12 protein-coding genes are annotated in these 18,027 nt (G+C 33.3%); 9 read left to right on the top strand and 3 right to left on the bottom strand.

Going from position 1 to position 18,027, the window contains the following annotated elements:
- Positions 1-2: 2 nt before the first annotated feature.
- From B0A75_RS04425 to B0A75_RS04385, 9 genes are all read left to right on the top strand, one after another.
- Positions 3-1,508 carry a sodium:solute symporter gene (locus tag B0A75_RS04425; protein WP_089053074.1) on the top strand — a complete coding sequence of 502 codons (1,506 nt, stop codon included), beginning with the start codon at positions 3-5 and terminating at the stop codon, positions 1,506-1,508.
- Between the two features lie 114 nt (positions 1,509-1,622).
- Positions 1,623-4,619 (top strand): glycoside hydrolase family 3 N-terminal domain-containing protein, encoded by a 2,997-nt coding sequence (locus tag B0A75_RS04420; RefSeq protein ID WP_089053073.1) that lies wholly within the window; start codon positions 1,623-1,625, stop codon positions 4,617-4,619.
- A 37-nt stretch (positions 4,620-4,656) separates the two neighbouring features.
- The gene (locus tag B0A75_RS04415; RefSeq protein WP_089053072.1) at positions 4,657-5,865 is read left to right on the top strand and encodes an anhydro-N-acetylmuramic acid kinase; all 1,209 of its coding nucleotides are present in this window, start codon (positions 4,657-4,659) and stop codon (positions 5,863-5,865) included.
- 225 nt (positions 5,866-6,090) lie between these two features.
- Complete coding sequence (locus B0A75_RS04410; protein WP_089053071.1) at positions 6,091-7,362, top strand: acyltransferase family protein; 1,272 nt, start codon at positions 6,091-6,093, stop codon at positions 7,360-7,362.
- Between the two features lie 196 nt (positions 7,363-7,558).
- Positions 7,559-8,419, top strand: a complete 861-nt coding sequence (locus B0A75_RS04405; RefSeq protein ID WP_089053070.1) for a penicillin-binding transpeptidase domain-containing protein — start codon at positions 7,559-7,561, stop codon at positions 8,417-8,419.
- Between the two features lie 454 nt (positions 8,420-8,873).
- Positions 8,874-10,601 (top strand): tetratricopeptide repeat protein, encoded by a 1,728-nt coding sequence (locus tag B0A75_RS04400; protein ID WP_089053069.1) that lies wholly within the window; start codon positions 8,874-8,876, stop codon positions 10,599-10,601.
- Between the two features lie 172 nt (positions 10,602-10,773).
- Positions 10,774-11,523, top strand: a complete 750-nt coding sequence (locus tag B0A75_RS04395; RefSeq protein WP_089053068.1) for a hypothetical protein — start codon at positions 10,774-10,776, stop codon at positions 11,521-11,523.
- Between the two features lie 96 nt (positions 11,524-11,619).
- The gene (locus B0A75_RS04390; protein ID WP_089053067.1) at positions 11,620-12,036 is read left to right on the top strand and encodes a hypothetical protein; all 417 of its coding nucleotides are present in this window, start codon (positions 11,620-11,622) and stop codon (positions 12,034-12,036) included.
- A 31-nt stretch (positions 12,037-12,067) separates the two neighbouring features.
- Positions 12,068-13,075 carry a TQO small subunit DoxD gene (locus tag B0A75_RS04385; protein WP_089053066.1) on the top strand — a complete coding sequence of 336 codons (1,008 nt, stop codon included), beginning with the start codon at positions 12,068-12,070 and terminating at the stop codon, positions 13,073-13,075.
- Between the two features lie 71 nt (positions 13,076-13,146).
- On the opposite strand, the gene B0A75_RS04380 is transcribed toward B0A75_RS04385, so the two are convergent.
- From B0A75_RS04380 to B0A75_RS04370, 3 genes are all read right to left on the bottom strand, one after another.
- Positions 13,147-14,049 carry an ROK family protein gene (locus B0A75_RS04380; protein WP_089053065.1) on the bottom strand — a complete coding sequence of 301 codons (903 nt, stop codon included), beginning with the start codon at positions 14,047-14,049 and terminating at the stop codon, positions 13,147-13,149.
- 130 nt (positions 14,050-14,179) lie between these two features.
- Positions 14,180-15,640: a glycoside hydrolase family 125 protein gene (locus tag B0A75_RS04375; RefSeq protein WP_089053064.1), complete on the bottom strand. Its 1,461-nt coding sequence runs from the start codon at positions 15,638-15,640 to the stop codon at positions 14,180-14,182.
- 4 nt (positions 15,641-15,644) lie between these two features.
- Positions 15,645-17,930, bottom strand: a complete 2,286-nt coding sequence (locus tag B0A75_RS04370) for a GH92 family glycosyl hydrolase (protein ID WP_089053063.1) — start codon at positions 17,928-17,930, stop codon at positions 15,645-15,647.
- Positions 17,931-18,027: the final 97 nt, after the last annotated feature.

Raw genomic sequence — 18,027 nt, 5'->3', positions numbered from 1 at the left:
AAATGACACCAAGCACCATCCTCCTTCTTATTATCATTTATTTCGGAACATTATTCTATATCTCGCATAAAGTGAGCAAAAAAGACAGTGGAAATGATGCCTTTTTTACAGCTAATAAAAACTCAAAATGGTACTTAGTTGCTTTTGGAATGATTGGAACTGCTCTGTCAGGAGTAACTTTTATATCAGTTCCCGGAGAAGTTGGAGCCGTAAGCGGCGAGCAGTTTAAATATTTTCAGTTTGTATTGGGGAATGCAATAGGTTTTATAATAATTACAAAATTGTTATTACCGCTATATTACCGAATGAATTTAACCTCCATTTATGGCTATATCGAGCAAAGAATGGGCGTTTACAGCTACAAAACGGCAGCTTTAATTTTCTTGATAAGCAGAACCGTAAGCTCTGCTTTCAGACTTTATTTGGTTGTTATTGTATTGCAGCGATTTGTATTTGATTTTTATAATATTCCTTTTGCATTTACGGTATTCATCTCATTAATTCTTATTTTTTCGTATACCTATAGAGGCGGTTTAAAAACCATAATTATCACAGATACTTTACAAACATTTTTCTTGGTAACATCAGTTTTTCTTACCATTTATTTTATTTGCGACCGCATGGATTTAAGCGCCATTGGAGCATTTGAAGAAGTTAAAAACAGTAACTACTCTAAAATATTCTTCTTTGATGATTTCATGGGAAGTAAATTCCATTTTATAAAACAAATAATAGGCGGAATGTTTGTGACCATTGCTATGGTCGGATTGGATCAGGATTTAATGCAAAAAAACCTGAGCTGTAAAAATATTGGTGAAGCACAAAAAAACATGTTTACGTTTACAGGAATCTTTGTTATCATCAACATTTTCTTTTTAAGCGTTGGAGCCTTGTTATATATTTATGCTGATAAAAATGGAATCGCAATTCCAACTGACTTAATTACAGGCAAACCAAGAACTGATTTACTTTTTCCTGAAATTGCACTGAATCATTTAGCTGTTGTTCCTGCAATTGTATTTTTACTTGGAATTATTGCCGCGACTTTTGCAACAACAGATTCTGCTCTGACTGCATTAACGACTTCTTTTTGTGTTGACTTTCTGGGAATGGACAAAGCCGAAAACAACAAAAAAAACACTGTAAGAACAAGACATTTAGTACATATTAGTTTTTCAATTCTGATTTTCTTTGTAATCATTATTTTCAATACTATCAATGACAGCTCAGTTGTTGGAATGATATTTAAAGTTGCCTCTTATACTTATGGTCCGCTATTAGGTTTATATGCTTTTGGATTATTCCAAAAATCAAGACATGTAAATGATAAATTAGTTCCAGTACTATGCTTACTATCTCCTTTCTTCACGTATTTAATCAATGAAAATTCGAAATTATTATTTTCAGGATATGTGTTTGATAATGAATTAATAGTGATAAACGGATTAATAACTTATCTAGGATTATACCTGACAAGTTCACGAAGCAGCGAGAAAATATCTTTTTAAACTATATAAAAAGCAAGCCCAATTTGCTAAATAAAATAAAAGCTCACCCATTGAAAATCATCTTTTAATGGGTAGAAGCTAATTAAAACCCATTCGTTCAAAACAAAATATATTATGAAAAATTACTTCATAAGAATCAGCCTATACACCGCATTTCTTTTTTTGATTACCAATTGTGCTTCTAAAAAAAACACCGCAATTACAGCTGTAAAAACAGATATTCCTGTAAAAGACACAGTTGTTTACAAAGCTAAGCCTGTATCTGAGAAAAAAACTTTTTTTAAAGATTCTGATAAAGAAACTGCTTGGGTTGATAGTATTTACAATAAAATGTCGGCGAGAGAAAAAATAGGTCAGTTGTTTATGATTTCGGCCTATTCTAATAGAGATTCCCTGCATACAAAAGAAGTCAGTGCCTTAATTCAAAATTATAAAGTAGGCGGATTAATTTTTTTCCAAGGAGGACCTGTTCGTCAGGCAAAATTAACGAATCTGTATCAGTCAAAAGCAAAAGTACCTTTGTTTATTGCTATTGACGGTGAATGGGGATTGGGAATGCGTTTAGATTCGACTTATATTTATCCTTGGAATATGACTTTGGGAGCTATTCAGGATTTGAGTTTAATTGAGAATGTGGGACGTAACATGGCGAATGAAAATAAACGTATCGGAATTCATTTCAACTTTGCTCCTGTTCTTGACATTAATACCAATCCGAAAAATCCAATTATTGGCAACCGCTCTTTTGGCGAAGACAAAGTTAATGTAAGTAATAGAGCCATTGCTTTAATGAATGGCGTGCAAGGTCAAGGTGTTTTTTGCACAGGAAAACATTTTCCGGGTCATGGCGATACATCTGTAGATTCGCATAAAGCATTACCTCTAATTGATTTTTCGAAAGAACGACTTGAATTGGTTGAATTATATCCGTACAAAAAAACCTTCGACGAAGGTTTAGTTTCTGTAATGGTTGCGCATTTAAATATTCCAAGTTTAGAGCCGCAAACGAACATTCCCTCTTCGGCCTCTTATAATATTGTAACTAATCTGCTTCAAAAAGAATTAGGCTTTAACGGTTTGATTTTTACTGATGGTTTGGCAATGAAAGGCGCTACTGATTTTAAAGGTCCCGGCGATTTAGAAATAGCTGTTCTTCTTGCTGGAAATGATATTTTTCTCGGTCCTGACAATGTACCCGAAGCCTTTCAGAAATTAGAAGAAGCTTATGCTCAAGGTGTAATTACGGAAGAACGCTTGGCGCATTCGGTAAAAAAAATATTGCATTATAAATTTAAAGCCGGATTAAACAAGTACAAACCGATCGATATGAATAATATCAACGGTGATCTTAATCCAGTACAAAATGACGCTTTGCATTATAAACTTTACGAAAATGCGATTACGGTTTTAAAAAATGAAAAAGAAATTCTACCTATCAAAAACCTAGATCAAAAAATAGCGTATGTAAAACTAGGCGATGATGTTAACAGCACTTTTGTAACTACTTTAAAAAAATATACTGAAGTTACAGAAGTATCAAATACTAATATTGACAGTTTAAATCAAGAACTAAAAAATTACGATACTGTAATTATAGGTTTTCATAAACTAAATAAAACTTGGGAAAAGCAGAATTTTACAGATACTGAATTGCTTTGGTTACAAGAAATTGCCAAACACAACAAAGTGATTTTGGATATTTTCACAAAACCTTACTCACTGTTACCTGTCACTAATTTTGATGATATTGAAGGATTAGTTGTTTCGTATCAAAACTCAGCTATAAGTCAAGTTGTTTCTGCAGAAATACTATTTGGTGCTGTCGATGCAAAAGGAAAACTGCCGGTATCTATTAATGATTCGTTTAAGGTAAATGATGGCTTATCGACCGAAAAAATAAACCGTTTGGGCTTTACAACTCCAGAAAATGTAGGAATGAATTCTGCTGTTTTATCTAAAATAGATGCGATTGCCCAAAAAGCAATTGACGGAAAAATGACTCCCGGAATGCAAGTATTGGCTGCCCGAAAAGGAAAAGTTTTTTTTCAGAAATCATACGGTTATCAAACCTATGACAATCAAAAAAAGGTTACCAATTCAGATTTATATGATGTTGCTTCGATTTCGAAAATGATTTCTACACTGCCAAATGTGATGCAATTGTATGATAAAAACAAAGTTACTTTAGATACTAAATTAAAAGATATGGTGCCGTTTTTTGCACATACAAATAAAGAAAACATCATTTTCAAAGATTTGTTAACGCATTACGCAGGACTGCAGGCTTGGATTCCGTTTTACAAAGCAACACTAGACAACGAAGGAAAGCCATCTGCAAAGTACTATCGTAAAACAGCTGATTCTAATTTTTCGACAAAAGTTGCAGACAGTCTTTTTATTCGAAATGATTATCACGACACCATCATGAAAATCATTGCAAAAAGCCCAGTAGCCATAAAAAAAGAATACAAATACAGTGATTTTACTTTTATCATTTTAAAAGAATACTTAGAAAAGAAAACACATAAAAAGCTTGAAGATCTAAGTAAAGAAAACTTTTTCAGCACACTTGGCATGAATAATACACTTTACAATCCGCTAAATAAATTTGACAAAAACAGCATTGCTCCTACTGAAATCGATACTTATTTTAGACATCAGCTTATTCAGGGATATGTTCACGATATGGCTGCCGCTATGGAAGGCGGAGTTGCTGGTCATGCAGGAATTTTTTCTAATGCTATGGATGTTGCCAAAATGATGCAGCTATTTTTACAAAAAGGAAATTACGGCGGTAAGCACTATTTTTCTGAACAAACATTTGATGCTTTTAACACTAGTTATTATAAAGACAAAGGAATTCAGAGAGGTTTAGGTTTTGACAAAAGAGTTGGAAAAGGCGGACCAACTTGCGGTTGTGTTTCTGAGTCAAGTTTTGGTCATACCGGTTTTACTGGAAACATCGCTTGGGTTGACCCAGAAACAGAAATTGTTTATGTATTTTTATCCAATAGAACTTATCCAGAAGTTGTAAATGACGAGAATAAATTATCTAAAGGAAAAATCAGAGAAGATATTCAAAAGATAATTCAGGAAGCTGTTATCAAATAAGGAACATTTCTATTTAGTTAAACTAAAAAAAAAGATCATGAATGCAAATTTAGAATCACTGTATGAAATCGCAAAAAAGCCGTCCCGAATTATTATTGGGTTAATGTCTGGTACATCATTGGATGGTTTAGATGTGGCTTTGTGCAAAATTACTGGTTCTGGAGAAACTACTGAGGTTCAATTATTAGAATTTGACACAGTCGATTATTCAGAAGAAATAAAATCAGAAATCAGAAGCGTATTTGCAAAACCTACTATTGATTTTCAGAAACTAGTTTTATTAAATGAATGGATCGGGATTCTTCATGCTGATATGATTCTTGATTGTTTAAACCGTTGGAAAATTCCAGCTTCAAAAGTTGATTTAGTAGCCTCGCACGGGCAAACCGTTTTTCATGCTCCAAAAATTCTGCATCAGTTAGAAAAATTTACAAACGGTACTTTACAAATTGGCGACGGAGATCATATCGCTGTAAAAACTGGAATCATAACTATTTCTGATTTTAGACAAAAACATATAGCTGCGGGCGGCGAAGGTGCACCGTTGGCTGTTTATGGAGATTATTTTCTATTTAGTAAAAAAGGCGAAAATCGTATTATGCTTAATATGGGCGGTATTGCCAATTTTACTTTTTTACCTTCCAATCATAATCCCGAAGAGGTTTTTGTAACGGATACAGGAACAGGAAACACTTTAATTGATGCTTTTACCAGACTTTCATTTCCTGATAAAGCGTATGATAAAGATGCCGAAATTGCAAAAAAAGGAATTGTAAATCTATCTCTTTTAGAAGCTCTAAAAGCTGATGATTTTTTCCAAGCGCCATTTCCAAAAACCACAGGACCAGAGCTTTTCAGTATTGAATATGTGAGAAACGCGCAAACTAAAAGCGGTACAGAAAACATTTCTATTGAAGACTTATTAGCGACTTTAACCCGATTTAGTGCCGAAACGATAGCAGAAGCAATAAATTCGACAATCAGTAATACAACTTATCCAATAGAAAGTTTTACTATTTATATGTCCGGCGGAGGCGCTCATAATCCGTTATTAACAGGCTGGCTGAAAGAACTGCTGTCTTGTACTTTTACTAATACTGATTCACTGGGAATTTCTGGCGATGCAAAAGAAGCAATCTTATTTGCCATTTTAGCAAATGAAACTGTTTCTGGCGGAAACTCTGATTTTGGATCTCGTAAAGGAATTCCATCAGTGTCAATGGGAAAAATTTCTTTTCCATCATAAAAAATACTCTAAAAGTCTACCGTATGAACACAAATATTAAAAACAATATTGAACACAAATTTCACTAATTGTCACTAATTTGTTTGCTAAATTAATTTCACAAACAAGATTAACCTATTAAAATTAGTGACAATTAGTGCAATCCGTGTTACTTTTTATAATTGTGTCCACACAGAGCTTTAAAAGTTCTCTTTTAAACAATAAACCAAACCAAAAACCGACCTAATGACAAAAGAACGTTTAACCTCACTGGATGTATTTAGAGGATTTACAATTTTATTAATGACTATTGTCAATAATCCTGGAAGCTGGGCTTCAATTTATCCGCCTTTAGAACATGCTGAATGGCACGGCTGTACTCCTACTGATTTAGTTTTTCCGTTTTTTGTTTTTATAATGGGAACAGCAATACCTTTTGCAATGCCTACAAAGCATTTTGATGCAGCTGTATTCAATAAAATTTTGGTTCGTTCTCTGCGAATTTTCTGTTTGGGATTATCTCTAAACTTTTTCAGCAGAATACACTTATTTGATTTAGAAGGAATCCCATTATTACTCGTTCGATTAGCCATAACTTTTGCCGTTGCTTATGCTCTTTTAGGAAACTTTACTTTAAAGGTTAAAACCTATCTTGTTTTTGGAATTTTTACGTTGATGATTTTTCTAGCATACAGCAAATTAGAAGCTTTTGAAGATGTTAGAATTCCGGGTGTTCTTCAACGAATTGGTATTGTTTATTTCTTTGCTTCGTTATTATATTTAAAAACAAATTTAAAATCACAGCTTTTAATTGTTGCTTCGATATTAGTGGGTTATTATATTTTAATGGCTTTTGTTCCCGTTCCCGGAATTGGCGCTGCTAATTTTGACAAAGGAACTAATCTGGCAGCATGGTTAGACAATTTAGTTTTAAATGGGCATTTATGGAGCGTTTCTAAAACTTGGGATCCTGAAGGAATTTTAAGCACTCTGCCGGCTATTGGTACAGGAATACTTGGAATGTTTATTGGCCAGATTTTAAACTTACAAATTTCTAAAACTGAAATCATAAAGAAACTTGCCATTTCGGGAGTTGTTTTGTGGGCTCTTGGTTTACTTTGGAATATTATTTTCCCAATAAACAAATCGCTTTGGACAAGTTCATACGTCTTATATACGGCTGGAATTGCAACAATATGCTTAACCTTGCTGTATTATATTATTGATGTTACCAACTATAAAAAATGGACAAAATTATTCTTGATCTGGGGCGTAAATCCTATGATTGTATTTTACTTTTCGGGTGTAATTCCGAGAGTAATGAGTTCTATAAAAATGCAAAGCCCAGATTTAACTGGAGAAGAAATCAATCTTCAAACCTTAATTTACAAATTTTGGATTGTACCTTGTTTTGAGAATCCATTGAATTCTTCACTGGCTTATGCAATCTCTTATGCTATTTTCTGGTCATTGATTTTATGGGTTTTCTATAAAAGAAATTTGATTTTTAAGGTGTAGAAGACTTTGTTCCAAAGATCAAGGAAATTTGATAAAAGCTTAAATTTTAAAGTTAGTTTGCGCATTTTTGTCATTTCGACGAAGGAGAAATCTCTGCAACGAAAAGCCAATCTTTGTAGAGTTTCTTGCGGAGATTTCTCCTTCGTCGAAATGACAATGATTGTGGTTATTTAGTGAAATATTTTAAAGGAGCAAAATGAATTTGAAACAATTATTTACGGTATTTCTTTTTGCTGGGTTTCTTTTCTCCTGCTCATCCAATCTAAAAAAAAGTGATCGTACAATTATATCAAACCGTGATAAAATTGTCGTGCATTCTGATTTTAAAAAATATTTTGACAACTGCAATGTCGAAGGCTCAATTGCCATTTATGATAACAATAAACATACATGGTTTTTATCTGACACTATCGGCATCAAAAAAGAAACACTTCCTGCATCGACTTTCAAAATTATCAATCTGCTTATAGCATTAGAAACAAATACTATTTCCAGCGAAAATGACGTAGTAAAATGGCCTGGAACTACAGATACCGTAAAATATGGTTATCGTCCTGAGATTTACCATGACATAACAGTAAAAGAAGCTTTTGAAGTTTCTGCAGGCTGGGCATTTGTGGAGTTGGCAAAGAAAATTGGAAAAGATAATTACAAAAAATACTTATCATTGTGTCATTACGGAAATCTCGATCTGTCGCAAACGGATGCTGATTTTTGGAATTTTGGCAACTTTAAAATTTCACCTCTTAATCAAGTCGAATTTCTAAAAAATCTTTACGATGAAGAGCTTCCATTTTCGAAACGGAATATGCAAATTGTAAAAAAAGTAATGCTGACAGAACAAAACAGCGACTACACTATTTATTCAAAAACAGGCTGGACAAGAGAAAACGAAATCAATACCGGATGGTGGATTGGCTATATTGTAAATAATAATGGTGCTTATTTTTTTGCAACACGCCTTTTGCAAGATCGAAAAATTAATAGTGCTGATTTCGGAAATTGCAGAAAAGATATAACGAAATCTGTTTTTAAGGATTTGAGTATCGTTAAATAAATTCAGCTTTACAATCCGTCTAATTTCCTTTGTGAGTTTGTAAATCTTAAAAAACAATGGTAACGAACACTCGCATTACTACAACTATAGTCGCTGTTAATCAGCGCTGGAACTAATGCTGCATTTCCTGTAAAATCGAATTGACTGTTATATCTTGGGGGAGAACAGTTGGGGCAATAAAATTTTCTACAGTTACCACAGCAGTTCCTAACGCTGAAAAATGAGGCAGCAAAAACATCTCAATTTGCTGCATATACGAGGTTTTTAAATTCGGATATTGCTTCGGCAAAACTACTCTAGAAAGGCTTCATACTATAAAAAATGAGGGGGACAAATGGGGGACATTTTCATCTAGAAATCTAACAAAATCAATACATTCTGTTTTTAGGTTTAAGAGACGATTCTTTTTTGCTATTTTTACGATCCCAAAAACAAAAACCACAACTAAGAAAAAATGTTTTTAAAGAAAATCTACTGCATCATTTTAATCTTTTTTGCCTTTCTATTAAAAGCACAAAACGCTCCTATTCAAATTTCTTTTTCCGAAAATGAAATTAAAAATTATGAGGCAGTATTAAATCAGGAAAAATCTTTTGACAAGGATACACTGGCGTTAAAAAACTTTTTAAAACCACTGTATCAAAATAAAAACTACAGCGTTTTTTATGAGGCATTACTTGCTAATGGATATAGTAATTTTTATAATGCAGTAAACAAAAAAAGTGATTTTCACTATCAGCAGTCAATTAAAATGGCGGAGCTTTTAAAAGAACAAAGCATTGAAATTTGGACACAGCTTAATTATGTAAGTTATCTATATCACTACAGAGATTTCATAAAAATGACTCCGCTCCTTCTTAAAATAATTGATAAGATTGAAAAACTTCCAGCCGAAAAAATAATCTTACCGGGTGAATCCTTCAAAAAAATTGGATGGATTATGCAAACGCTTGGTGATTACAAAGAGGCGGCATACTATTTAGATCTTGCCAAAAAAAATGCTCCTAAAAAAAGCATCGAATATGCTTCGATAACAAATGCTATTGGCATGAATTATCTGCATACTTCTGATCTTAAAAAAGCTCAATATTATTTTTTACAAACTGCCAAATTAGCGCAGGAAATTCAGGATCGAGTGCGCTATGCTAAAGCTTTGGGAGATCTGGCACTGGTAAAACAAAAACAAGGCGATTTTAAATCGGCAATTTCATTAGTCAAAAAAGATATTGACATCTCAAAAACTGAAAAAAGCTATCAGAATACGATGTACGCTTTCATTTTACTAGCAGAACTATATTTAGATGACAACGATTTTATTAAAGCAGATCATGCTTTGAAAGAGGCACAGAATATTGTGTACTCAAAAACCTATTTTGAAAAATCAGAACTTCAAATCATTCAACTTAAATTGAGAATCCTGCAGCACCAAAACAAAGCTGATGAAGAATTGTTTTTAAGAAGACGAATGCTTGTTCTTGAAGATTCTCTTAAAAATAAAGATGGAGATATGGCTATCAGCAAAGTAAACTGGATGATTCAAAAAGAAAAATTTCAGCAAAATATTAATCGTACTAATGAACAATACAAGAATGAAATTTCGATAAAAAATGTTTATGCTGTAATTATTATCCTTGCTCTTTCCTTATTAATTTTTCTTGTTATTAATTTTAAAAAGCATCTAAAAAATAGACAGATTGAGTATCGTGAAAAGGTTTTTTCATTAAAAACAGAGAAAATAAAAAATGAGCAGAAATTATCCGAAGCAAAAGAAAATTTAGATGCACATGCCGCTCATTTGAAAGAAAAAAACAATCAAATAAAAATTTTAAAATCTGAGATAAATCAAATTAAAAACTCGTCTAACAGCGATTCTGAAAAAGAAAATCTGAGCATTTTACTAGAATCTCATTTGATGACGGAGGAAAACTGGAAAAATTTTAAAAGAGAATTTCAAAAAGTTCATCCTGAATTTCATCGTTTACTGGAAGAAGATTTTCCTGAAATTACAGATTCTAATAAACGAATTTTATTACTGCAAAAACTAAATTTTAATAATACTGAAATCTCTGAATTATTAGGAGTAACACCTGATGCTGTAAAAAAATCAAAACAACGTCTTAAGAAAAAACTCGGCGACAAATTTAATATCCTTTTTGAGCATATCAGTTCTAAAATTTCATAAACGTATAATCTTGAATGGTATCTAATTTGAAATTCGAATATATTCTAAAAGTAAAAAGAGAACTTAATTTTTAACTGTACCTTTATAAAAAATTGCAAAAAATAGAACCTGCATACAAATTTGCATGAGCTTTTTTACCCGTCAGAACTTTTTTTACATAACGAATTGATCAATGAAAAAAAGAGAAAAATTAGATATTATCCGAAAACACTATCCTTATGCTTTAACTACTATTGATTATATCAATAAAGTAATTGATTATGTTGAAGAGAAACTAGATTTAGAACCTTCGCAAATTATATTAGCAGATAGTATTTGCAGTGATGATGTAAACAGCATTCAATATCCTGCAAGAGCTCTCGAGTTTTTAGGTCCTTTTAAGATGGGCGGCTTAGATGGTTTTCCGTTTACGGGATTAAGCGGTATGGCTGCTTTTGCTAGTCATGTGCCTGATGATGGAGCTGTTTTTATTTATTACGGCCCTCATATTGGTATTTCTAAAGAAGGAGTTGTTGGAAAAATTAACCGCATTGGACAAACGGAGAAGTCGCTTTGCTGCGGTGCGGCAACTGGTGCTCTTAACAAATTAGCAGATAATACCATAAAATTAGGAAATGTAACGGAATTGGATTATCAAATGAATATTATTGAGCAAATTTTATTCAAGCAAAAAGATAAAATTCTAAACTCAGAACTTCCATTGATAGAGGCAACCGAAGTGATCTATCAAGCTATAGACGATCGTATTCAAGAACTGATCGCTGCAACGAAATACAATTGTAAATATATCATTCTTGTTGGCGCAATTTTAATTAACAGCGACAGCGATATTGGTTCGTTTTCGGCGGCAAAAAGATTTGAAATTATCAATCTAAAAACGGGTCTGAGAGAAAATATTATCACCGTTTTAAATCCGGAATAGTAAAAACAAACGCTGAACTTGTTTATTGAGTTGAAATAGCTGTTAATGTTATCTAAAATCAATGCAAGTACCATTTTTTAGAGTTATTTTTATAAAATGAATTGGAAAAATTACATCACTTTTTTTCGACATCTTAAGCATCTTTTGTTAGCTGTAAGTTTGGTGTATGCTTTTTCTAATTGTCAGATTAAAAAAACTATTCTGCATTTTACCGCGATCGATTCAATAGAATTTTCTCAAAAAACTCAAACTCAATTACCACAGTTTGGATCTTGCAGCAGCAGTTTAGTTCATAAAAACACTTTTGTAAAAAAGGTTATTTCTGCACCGCAAATTCCAATTATACCTAGAACACTGTCGTTTTATTCTCCTGTAAATGAGAGTACTGTTTTTACTAAAATTCAAATTCGTCCTGCTTTTGAATTCGGCAAAAAATCTACGACTTATCCTCCTATGTTTATCGTATTTAAAAATCTAAAAATTGCGCTAAAAGCGAATTCAATTACAGCTTAAAAACAATTTTTAATTTTTAAATTTTTACTGCATGATACAGCAAAAGAAATCTTTTGACACTGCGTCTATGGCTACTTTATCGTTACGATTGGTAGTTGGCTGGACTTATTTTTCGGCATTTTGGAGACGTCTTATTTTAGAAAACAAATTAATACCTGAAGAAGCAGGTTACATTGGCGAGAAATTCAATCATTTTTTACCCAATTCGCTGGGGTTAAAACCCATAATCGAATATTTAGTTACACATCCCGAAGCTTTATGGTATGCAATGGTAACTTTTACTATTGTCGAGGGAATTGTAGGTTTAGCATTAATTCTTGGTTTTTTCACTCGTTTAATGAGTATTGGAATATTCTTATTAGCATTCGGAATTCTGCTTGCTTCCGGCTGGATTGGAACAACTTGTTTAGACGAATGGCAAATAGGAATTTTAGGCTTGGCCGCAGGATTTACTTTATTTATAACCGGCAGTAACTATCTTTCGTTAGATTCTTATTTTATTTCGAGAAAGTTTCCTTTTACTAAAACAAAATGGTTTAAATTTCTAGGTTCTGGACCGCTGAATTTAGCTGCATACAAACGACTTATTTTGGTAATCGTTGCTTTTATTGCAGGTCTTACTTTGTATACTAATCAATATTTTCATGGAGGCGTTTTTGGAACATTGCACAATAAATCGGTAAAACCAAAACTGGAAATCAGCAATTTTAAAATGCAGAATACAGAAATGAGTTTTGATGTTTATAGAGTTGAAGGCGTTGACGTTTACGGTTCTTTTTTAATTGGTATTTCGCTTCAAGATTCATCTGGAAAATATCTTTTACAATTGCACGGAGCCGATTTAGCAAAATTACCTGCCACGATAATTGACAATCATTATGTTGCCAAAATAAAACCCGGAGCTCACAGCTTAATTATTCCGCTTGGTGCAAAAGCAACAATACGTCTTCCGATCGATCGTAAAAAAACATCTGACAAAGAGCATTACACGCTGACTTTAACTGATATAAGCGGTCTAACTTGGAGTGCTAGTATTTAGTATTTATAAAAAAAGCTGTCCGAAATTATATTTCGGACAGCTTTTAAAAATAATATATTCTATAATTGATATTACGCTTTATAAAGCATACTTGTGGCGCCTAATAAAGCTGCCTTCTCATTATCTGTAGAAATAGAAACTACGATTTCACTTCCAGCTTCTTTAATTTTTTGATTGAAAACAGGCAAAAAGAATTCGCTTGCGTTTGCAATTTTTCCTCCAATGATAAAGCTGTCTGCACCAAATTTTTCTAACCACGGAAGAACGATTTCTGCCAAGTCTTCTCCCATTTGTTCAAATACTTTTGCTGCCATTGTATCACCAGTTTTAGCCAAATTAAAAAGCTCTAAACCATTGTTTACTTTTTTTCCGCTTAAAGCGAAATAACCAGCCAAAAGTCCGCGAACTGAAACATAATCCTCAGCAATACCTTCTTTGTATGGAAGATCGTAAATTTCTCCCTCTTTTGGTACTGAATTACCTGTGCTGATTGATTCTCCTTTGTCTATAAAGCAAGCACCTAGTCCTGTACCAAGTGTAATCGCCATTACTTTTTTAGAAAGATTTCCTGAGTCTTTAAAAACTTCTCCTTTTCCAAAACAAACAGCATCATTTTCAAAAAGAATTGGAAAATCACTAGAAAGATCTAGTTTGTCCTGAAATAAATCACGTACATTCAACCCATAAAAATGTTCGTACTTAGATTGGTCTTTTATCCAGCAAATTCCGTTTGTATAATCAAATGGCCCCGGCATACAAACTGCTAATCCTGAAGTTTTTTCTACTTTAGAATTTTTGAATGATGTACGAATTGCTTTTTCCCAAATAGTCATAACCTCTTCCACCGGCATATTAGAATCAAAAGATTCTTTGTGCACTGAAAAATCCATCACCTTCATATCTACTATATCAATTATCGCTGCGGTGATATGTGTGCCTCCTATATCTAAGCCAACGGCATACTCTTTATTCATTCTTGTTTTTTTGTTTTTGGAATTGAACCATTTAGGGGTTAACTAAATTTTAGTTTTGATTCTTTTTTACCATAAAGAGATTAAGTCTAACTACTTATTTTTCCTAATCTCTTGACGGCAAATTATTGTTTTAAATGTTTTTGTCTTTTAAAATTTGCGGGTAATGAATACTGGTGTGTACTATCATTTCTCCAAAAAGTGTATTTGCCCAAGCAAACCATTTTCTAGTAAATTTTGCTACGTCGTCTTTATGAAAAGATTCGTGCATAAAACCAGTATCTGCATTTGTCTTGATTAAGTTGCTGATACATGCTTTTATTTCTTTTTCATCAACACTTGTAATGGCTCTTAAAACAATACTCATCGGCCAGATTGTATCGGTTCCTGTGTGCGGTCCGCCAATACCTTCACCAGCTTTTCCTTTATAGAAAAACGGGTTATTCTCTGAAAGCACTACTTTTCTTGTGTTTAAATAAAGCGGGCTGTCTGGTTCAATTGCTCCTAAATATGGTAATGATAATAATGACGGTACATTAGCGTCATCCATCATGTGAAAACTTCCGTATCCGTTTACTTCAAAAGCAATGATTTTTCCGAATTTTGGATGCTCGATAATTGCGTTTTCTTCTAATCCTTTCTGAACTTGGGCTTGCATTTCTTTTGCTTTGGCAACTAAATCTTTATCTAATAAGGCCGGCAAAGAGAAAATTTCCTGAAGGTATCCTAATACTTCGATTGCAAACATATTACTTGGAATTAAATATCCAAATAAAGTACTGTCGTCACTTGGTCTAAAAGTCGAAACAATTAATCCGCATGGTTTTACTGGATAACCGTAACCTCCTAAAGGCACTCCATCTGTAGCCCAAGCTGTAACTCTTTGAAAATTGTATGGTCCTTTATCTGTCCAGCGCTGTTGTTCTTTAAACGTTTGTAAAACCAACAACATCGCTTCTTTCCATTTACTATCGAACAAACTTATGTCTCCAGTTTCTTTCCAATAACCATGTGCCAGTCTAATTGGGTAGCATAAACTGTCAATTTCCCATTTACGTTCATGGATTCCAGGCTGCATTTTGGTCATGTCATTTTTCCATTCGCTTACCTGATTGAAATCTTTATAAAAAGCGTTTGCATAAGGATCTAATAAGATGCATTTTGTCTGACGATTGATTACTCCTTTTACCAACTCAGCCAATTTTTTATCTTCTTTTACAAACGGAATATATGGCCAAATTTGAGCTGTACTATCTCGTAACCACATGGCATCAATATCACCTGTAATTACATAAGTATCTGGTTTACCGTCGATGATTTCAAAATCGACAGTGGTATCTAATGTATTTGGAAAACAGTTTTCAAACAACCAAGCCAATTCTGGGTTAGCTATTTGTTTTTTGATTCTTACAATAGCGGCTTCAATAGCTTTACTTGTAAATTTTCGTTCGGCTACAGGAGGTCTTTTTGTAATAAAATCTTTTAATGCAAAATTGAAAGTATCCGATTGCATTCCGAAAGCATCTGTTTGAATGGCTAATAATCCTGCTGAAAATATCCCAGCGTTTTTTATGAATTTTCTACGTGATTGCATAATATTATTTTGAAGTTGAATAAGAATATGGAAAAGCGTTTGCTGAAGTTCCTCTTTGTAAATTTGGTGTATCGATCATGTCAAAATTTAATTCGCCGCCCTTTAATACATCAAAATGATTGATATAGTTTTTTGAGTAAGCAGCGTTGTTCCATTTTAAGTCCTGAGCATATTTATTAGTTTCAGAATTTTTTGGTGCGTTAATCACCAGTTCTTTTCCGTTTTCTAATTGCAATGTCAGTTTTTTAAATAATGGTGCTCCTAGAACATATTCTTCCGTTCCCGGGCAAACTGGGTAAAATCCCATTGCAGAGAAAACATACCAAGCCGATGTTTGTCCGTTGTCCTCATCGCCGCAATATCCATCTGGAGTTGGTTTGTACATACGGTTCATTACTTCACGTGACCAATATTGTGTTTTCCAAGGTTCACCTGCATAATTATACAAATAAATCATGTGCTGAATGGGCTGATTTCCATGAGCATATTGTCCCATATTCATAATCTGCATTTCGCGGATTTCATGAATAACAGATCCGTAATAACTGTCGTCAAAAATTGGCGGTGTTGAAAATACTGCGTCTAATTTTGCCGTAAATTTCTTTTGTCCTCCCATTAAATCAATCAAACCCTGTACGTCATGAAAAACGCTCCAGCTGTAATGCCATGCATTTCCTTCGGTAAAAGCATCTCCCCATTTAAACGGATTGAAATCTTTAGGAAAACTTCCGTCTTTATTTCTTCCGCTCATTAATCCGATTGATGGATTATAAAGATTTTTATAATTCATCATTCTTTTTTCGAATAAACTAATTTCTTTTTTAGGACGATTTAATGCTTTTGCTAATTTCCAAATCGTAAAGTCATCATAAGCATATTCTAATGTTCTTGCCGCATTTTCATTAATTTTCACATCATAAGGCACATAACCTAAAGTGTTGTAATACTGTACGCCGCGTCTTCCAACGGCATCCATTGGTCCTTCGTTGTTAGCACCGTGTAATAAAGCTTCGTACAACTTGTTGATGTCATATCCTCGTAATCCTTTGATGTAAGCATCAGAAACTACAGAAGCAGAATTATTACCAACCATTACATTTCTAAAGCCCGGACTTGACCATTCTGGCAAGAAACCGCCTTCTTTATAATCGTTGATTAATGCTTCTTGCATTTCTTTGTTTATAGAAGGATAAACTAAATTCAACAATGGATACAAGGCACGGAACGTATCCCAAAAGCCTGTTCCTGCATACATATAACCTGGCAAAACTTTACCATTGTATGGGCTGTAATGTACAATTTCTCCTTTTCCGTTTATTTCGTATTGTTTTTGTGGGAAGCATGCTGTACGGTATAAACAAGAATAGAATGTTTTTAATTGCTCGTCGCTTCCGCCTTCTGCAGTTAATTTTCCTAGAACTTTATTCCACTCTTTTTTAGATTCTGCTACTGTTTCTTTAAAAGAAGCAGTTCCTAATTCATTTTTCAAATTCAACTCAGCTTGTTCTTGACTGATAAAAGAAGAAGAAACTTTTACATTTACTATTTCTCCTTTTTTAGTTTTGAAACCTACAATTGCACCAACGTGATCATCTTTTAATTCTAATTTGTCTTTTTCTAAAACTTTATCATGCCAAGTATAATTGGTTGCAAAAGGTTTGTCGAACTGCAGTACAAAATAGTTTTTAAAGTTCTCAGGAACTCCGCCGCTGTTGCGAGTAGTATAACCAATAATTTTATTTTCTGATGGAATAATTTTAATGTAAGAACCTTTATCAAAAGCATCAATTACAATTGAAGATTGTTCATTTTCTGGAAATGTAATTTGAAAATGTGCTGCTCTTTCTGTTGCAGTTATTTCTGTTGTAACATCATAATCTGCAAGGTAAACGCTGTAGTAATACGGTTTAGAAACCTCGGCTTTATGACTGAACCAGCTTCCTCTTTCGTCTTCTGCAAAAGTTAATTTTCCAGTAACAGGCATGATCGAAAACTGTCCGTAATCGTTCATCCAAGGCGAAGGCTGATGTGTTTGTTTAAATCCTCTAATCTTATCTGCTGTATAAATATAAGCCCATCCGTCTCCCATTTTACCCGTTTGCGGAGTCCAGAAATTCATTCCCCAAGGTCTGCAGATTGCTGGATAGGTATTTCCGTTTGAAAGACTATGCAAAGATTGTGTACCCATTAACGGATTTACATATTCTACTGGATCTAATGCTTTAACCTGTGCATTTACAAAAATGCAGCATTGTAATACTCCTAAAAAAATTAAACTTTTTATTTTCATATTTTTTATTTTTTTGCTTTACGCTTTAAGCAATAGACTTTAAGCTAAAAACTGTGGCTGAACTTCCTAGTTTCTTTAATCTAAATCTTGTTTGTCT

The sequence above is a fragment of the Flavobacterium oncorhynchi genome (assembly GCF_002217355.1).
Classification (GTDB): Bacteria; Bacteroidota; Bacteroidia; order Flavobacteriales; family Flavobacteriaceae; genus Flavobacterium; species Flavobacterium oncorhynchi.
This window is presented reverse-complemented; position numbering and strand designations above follow the sequence as displayed.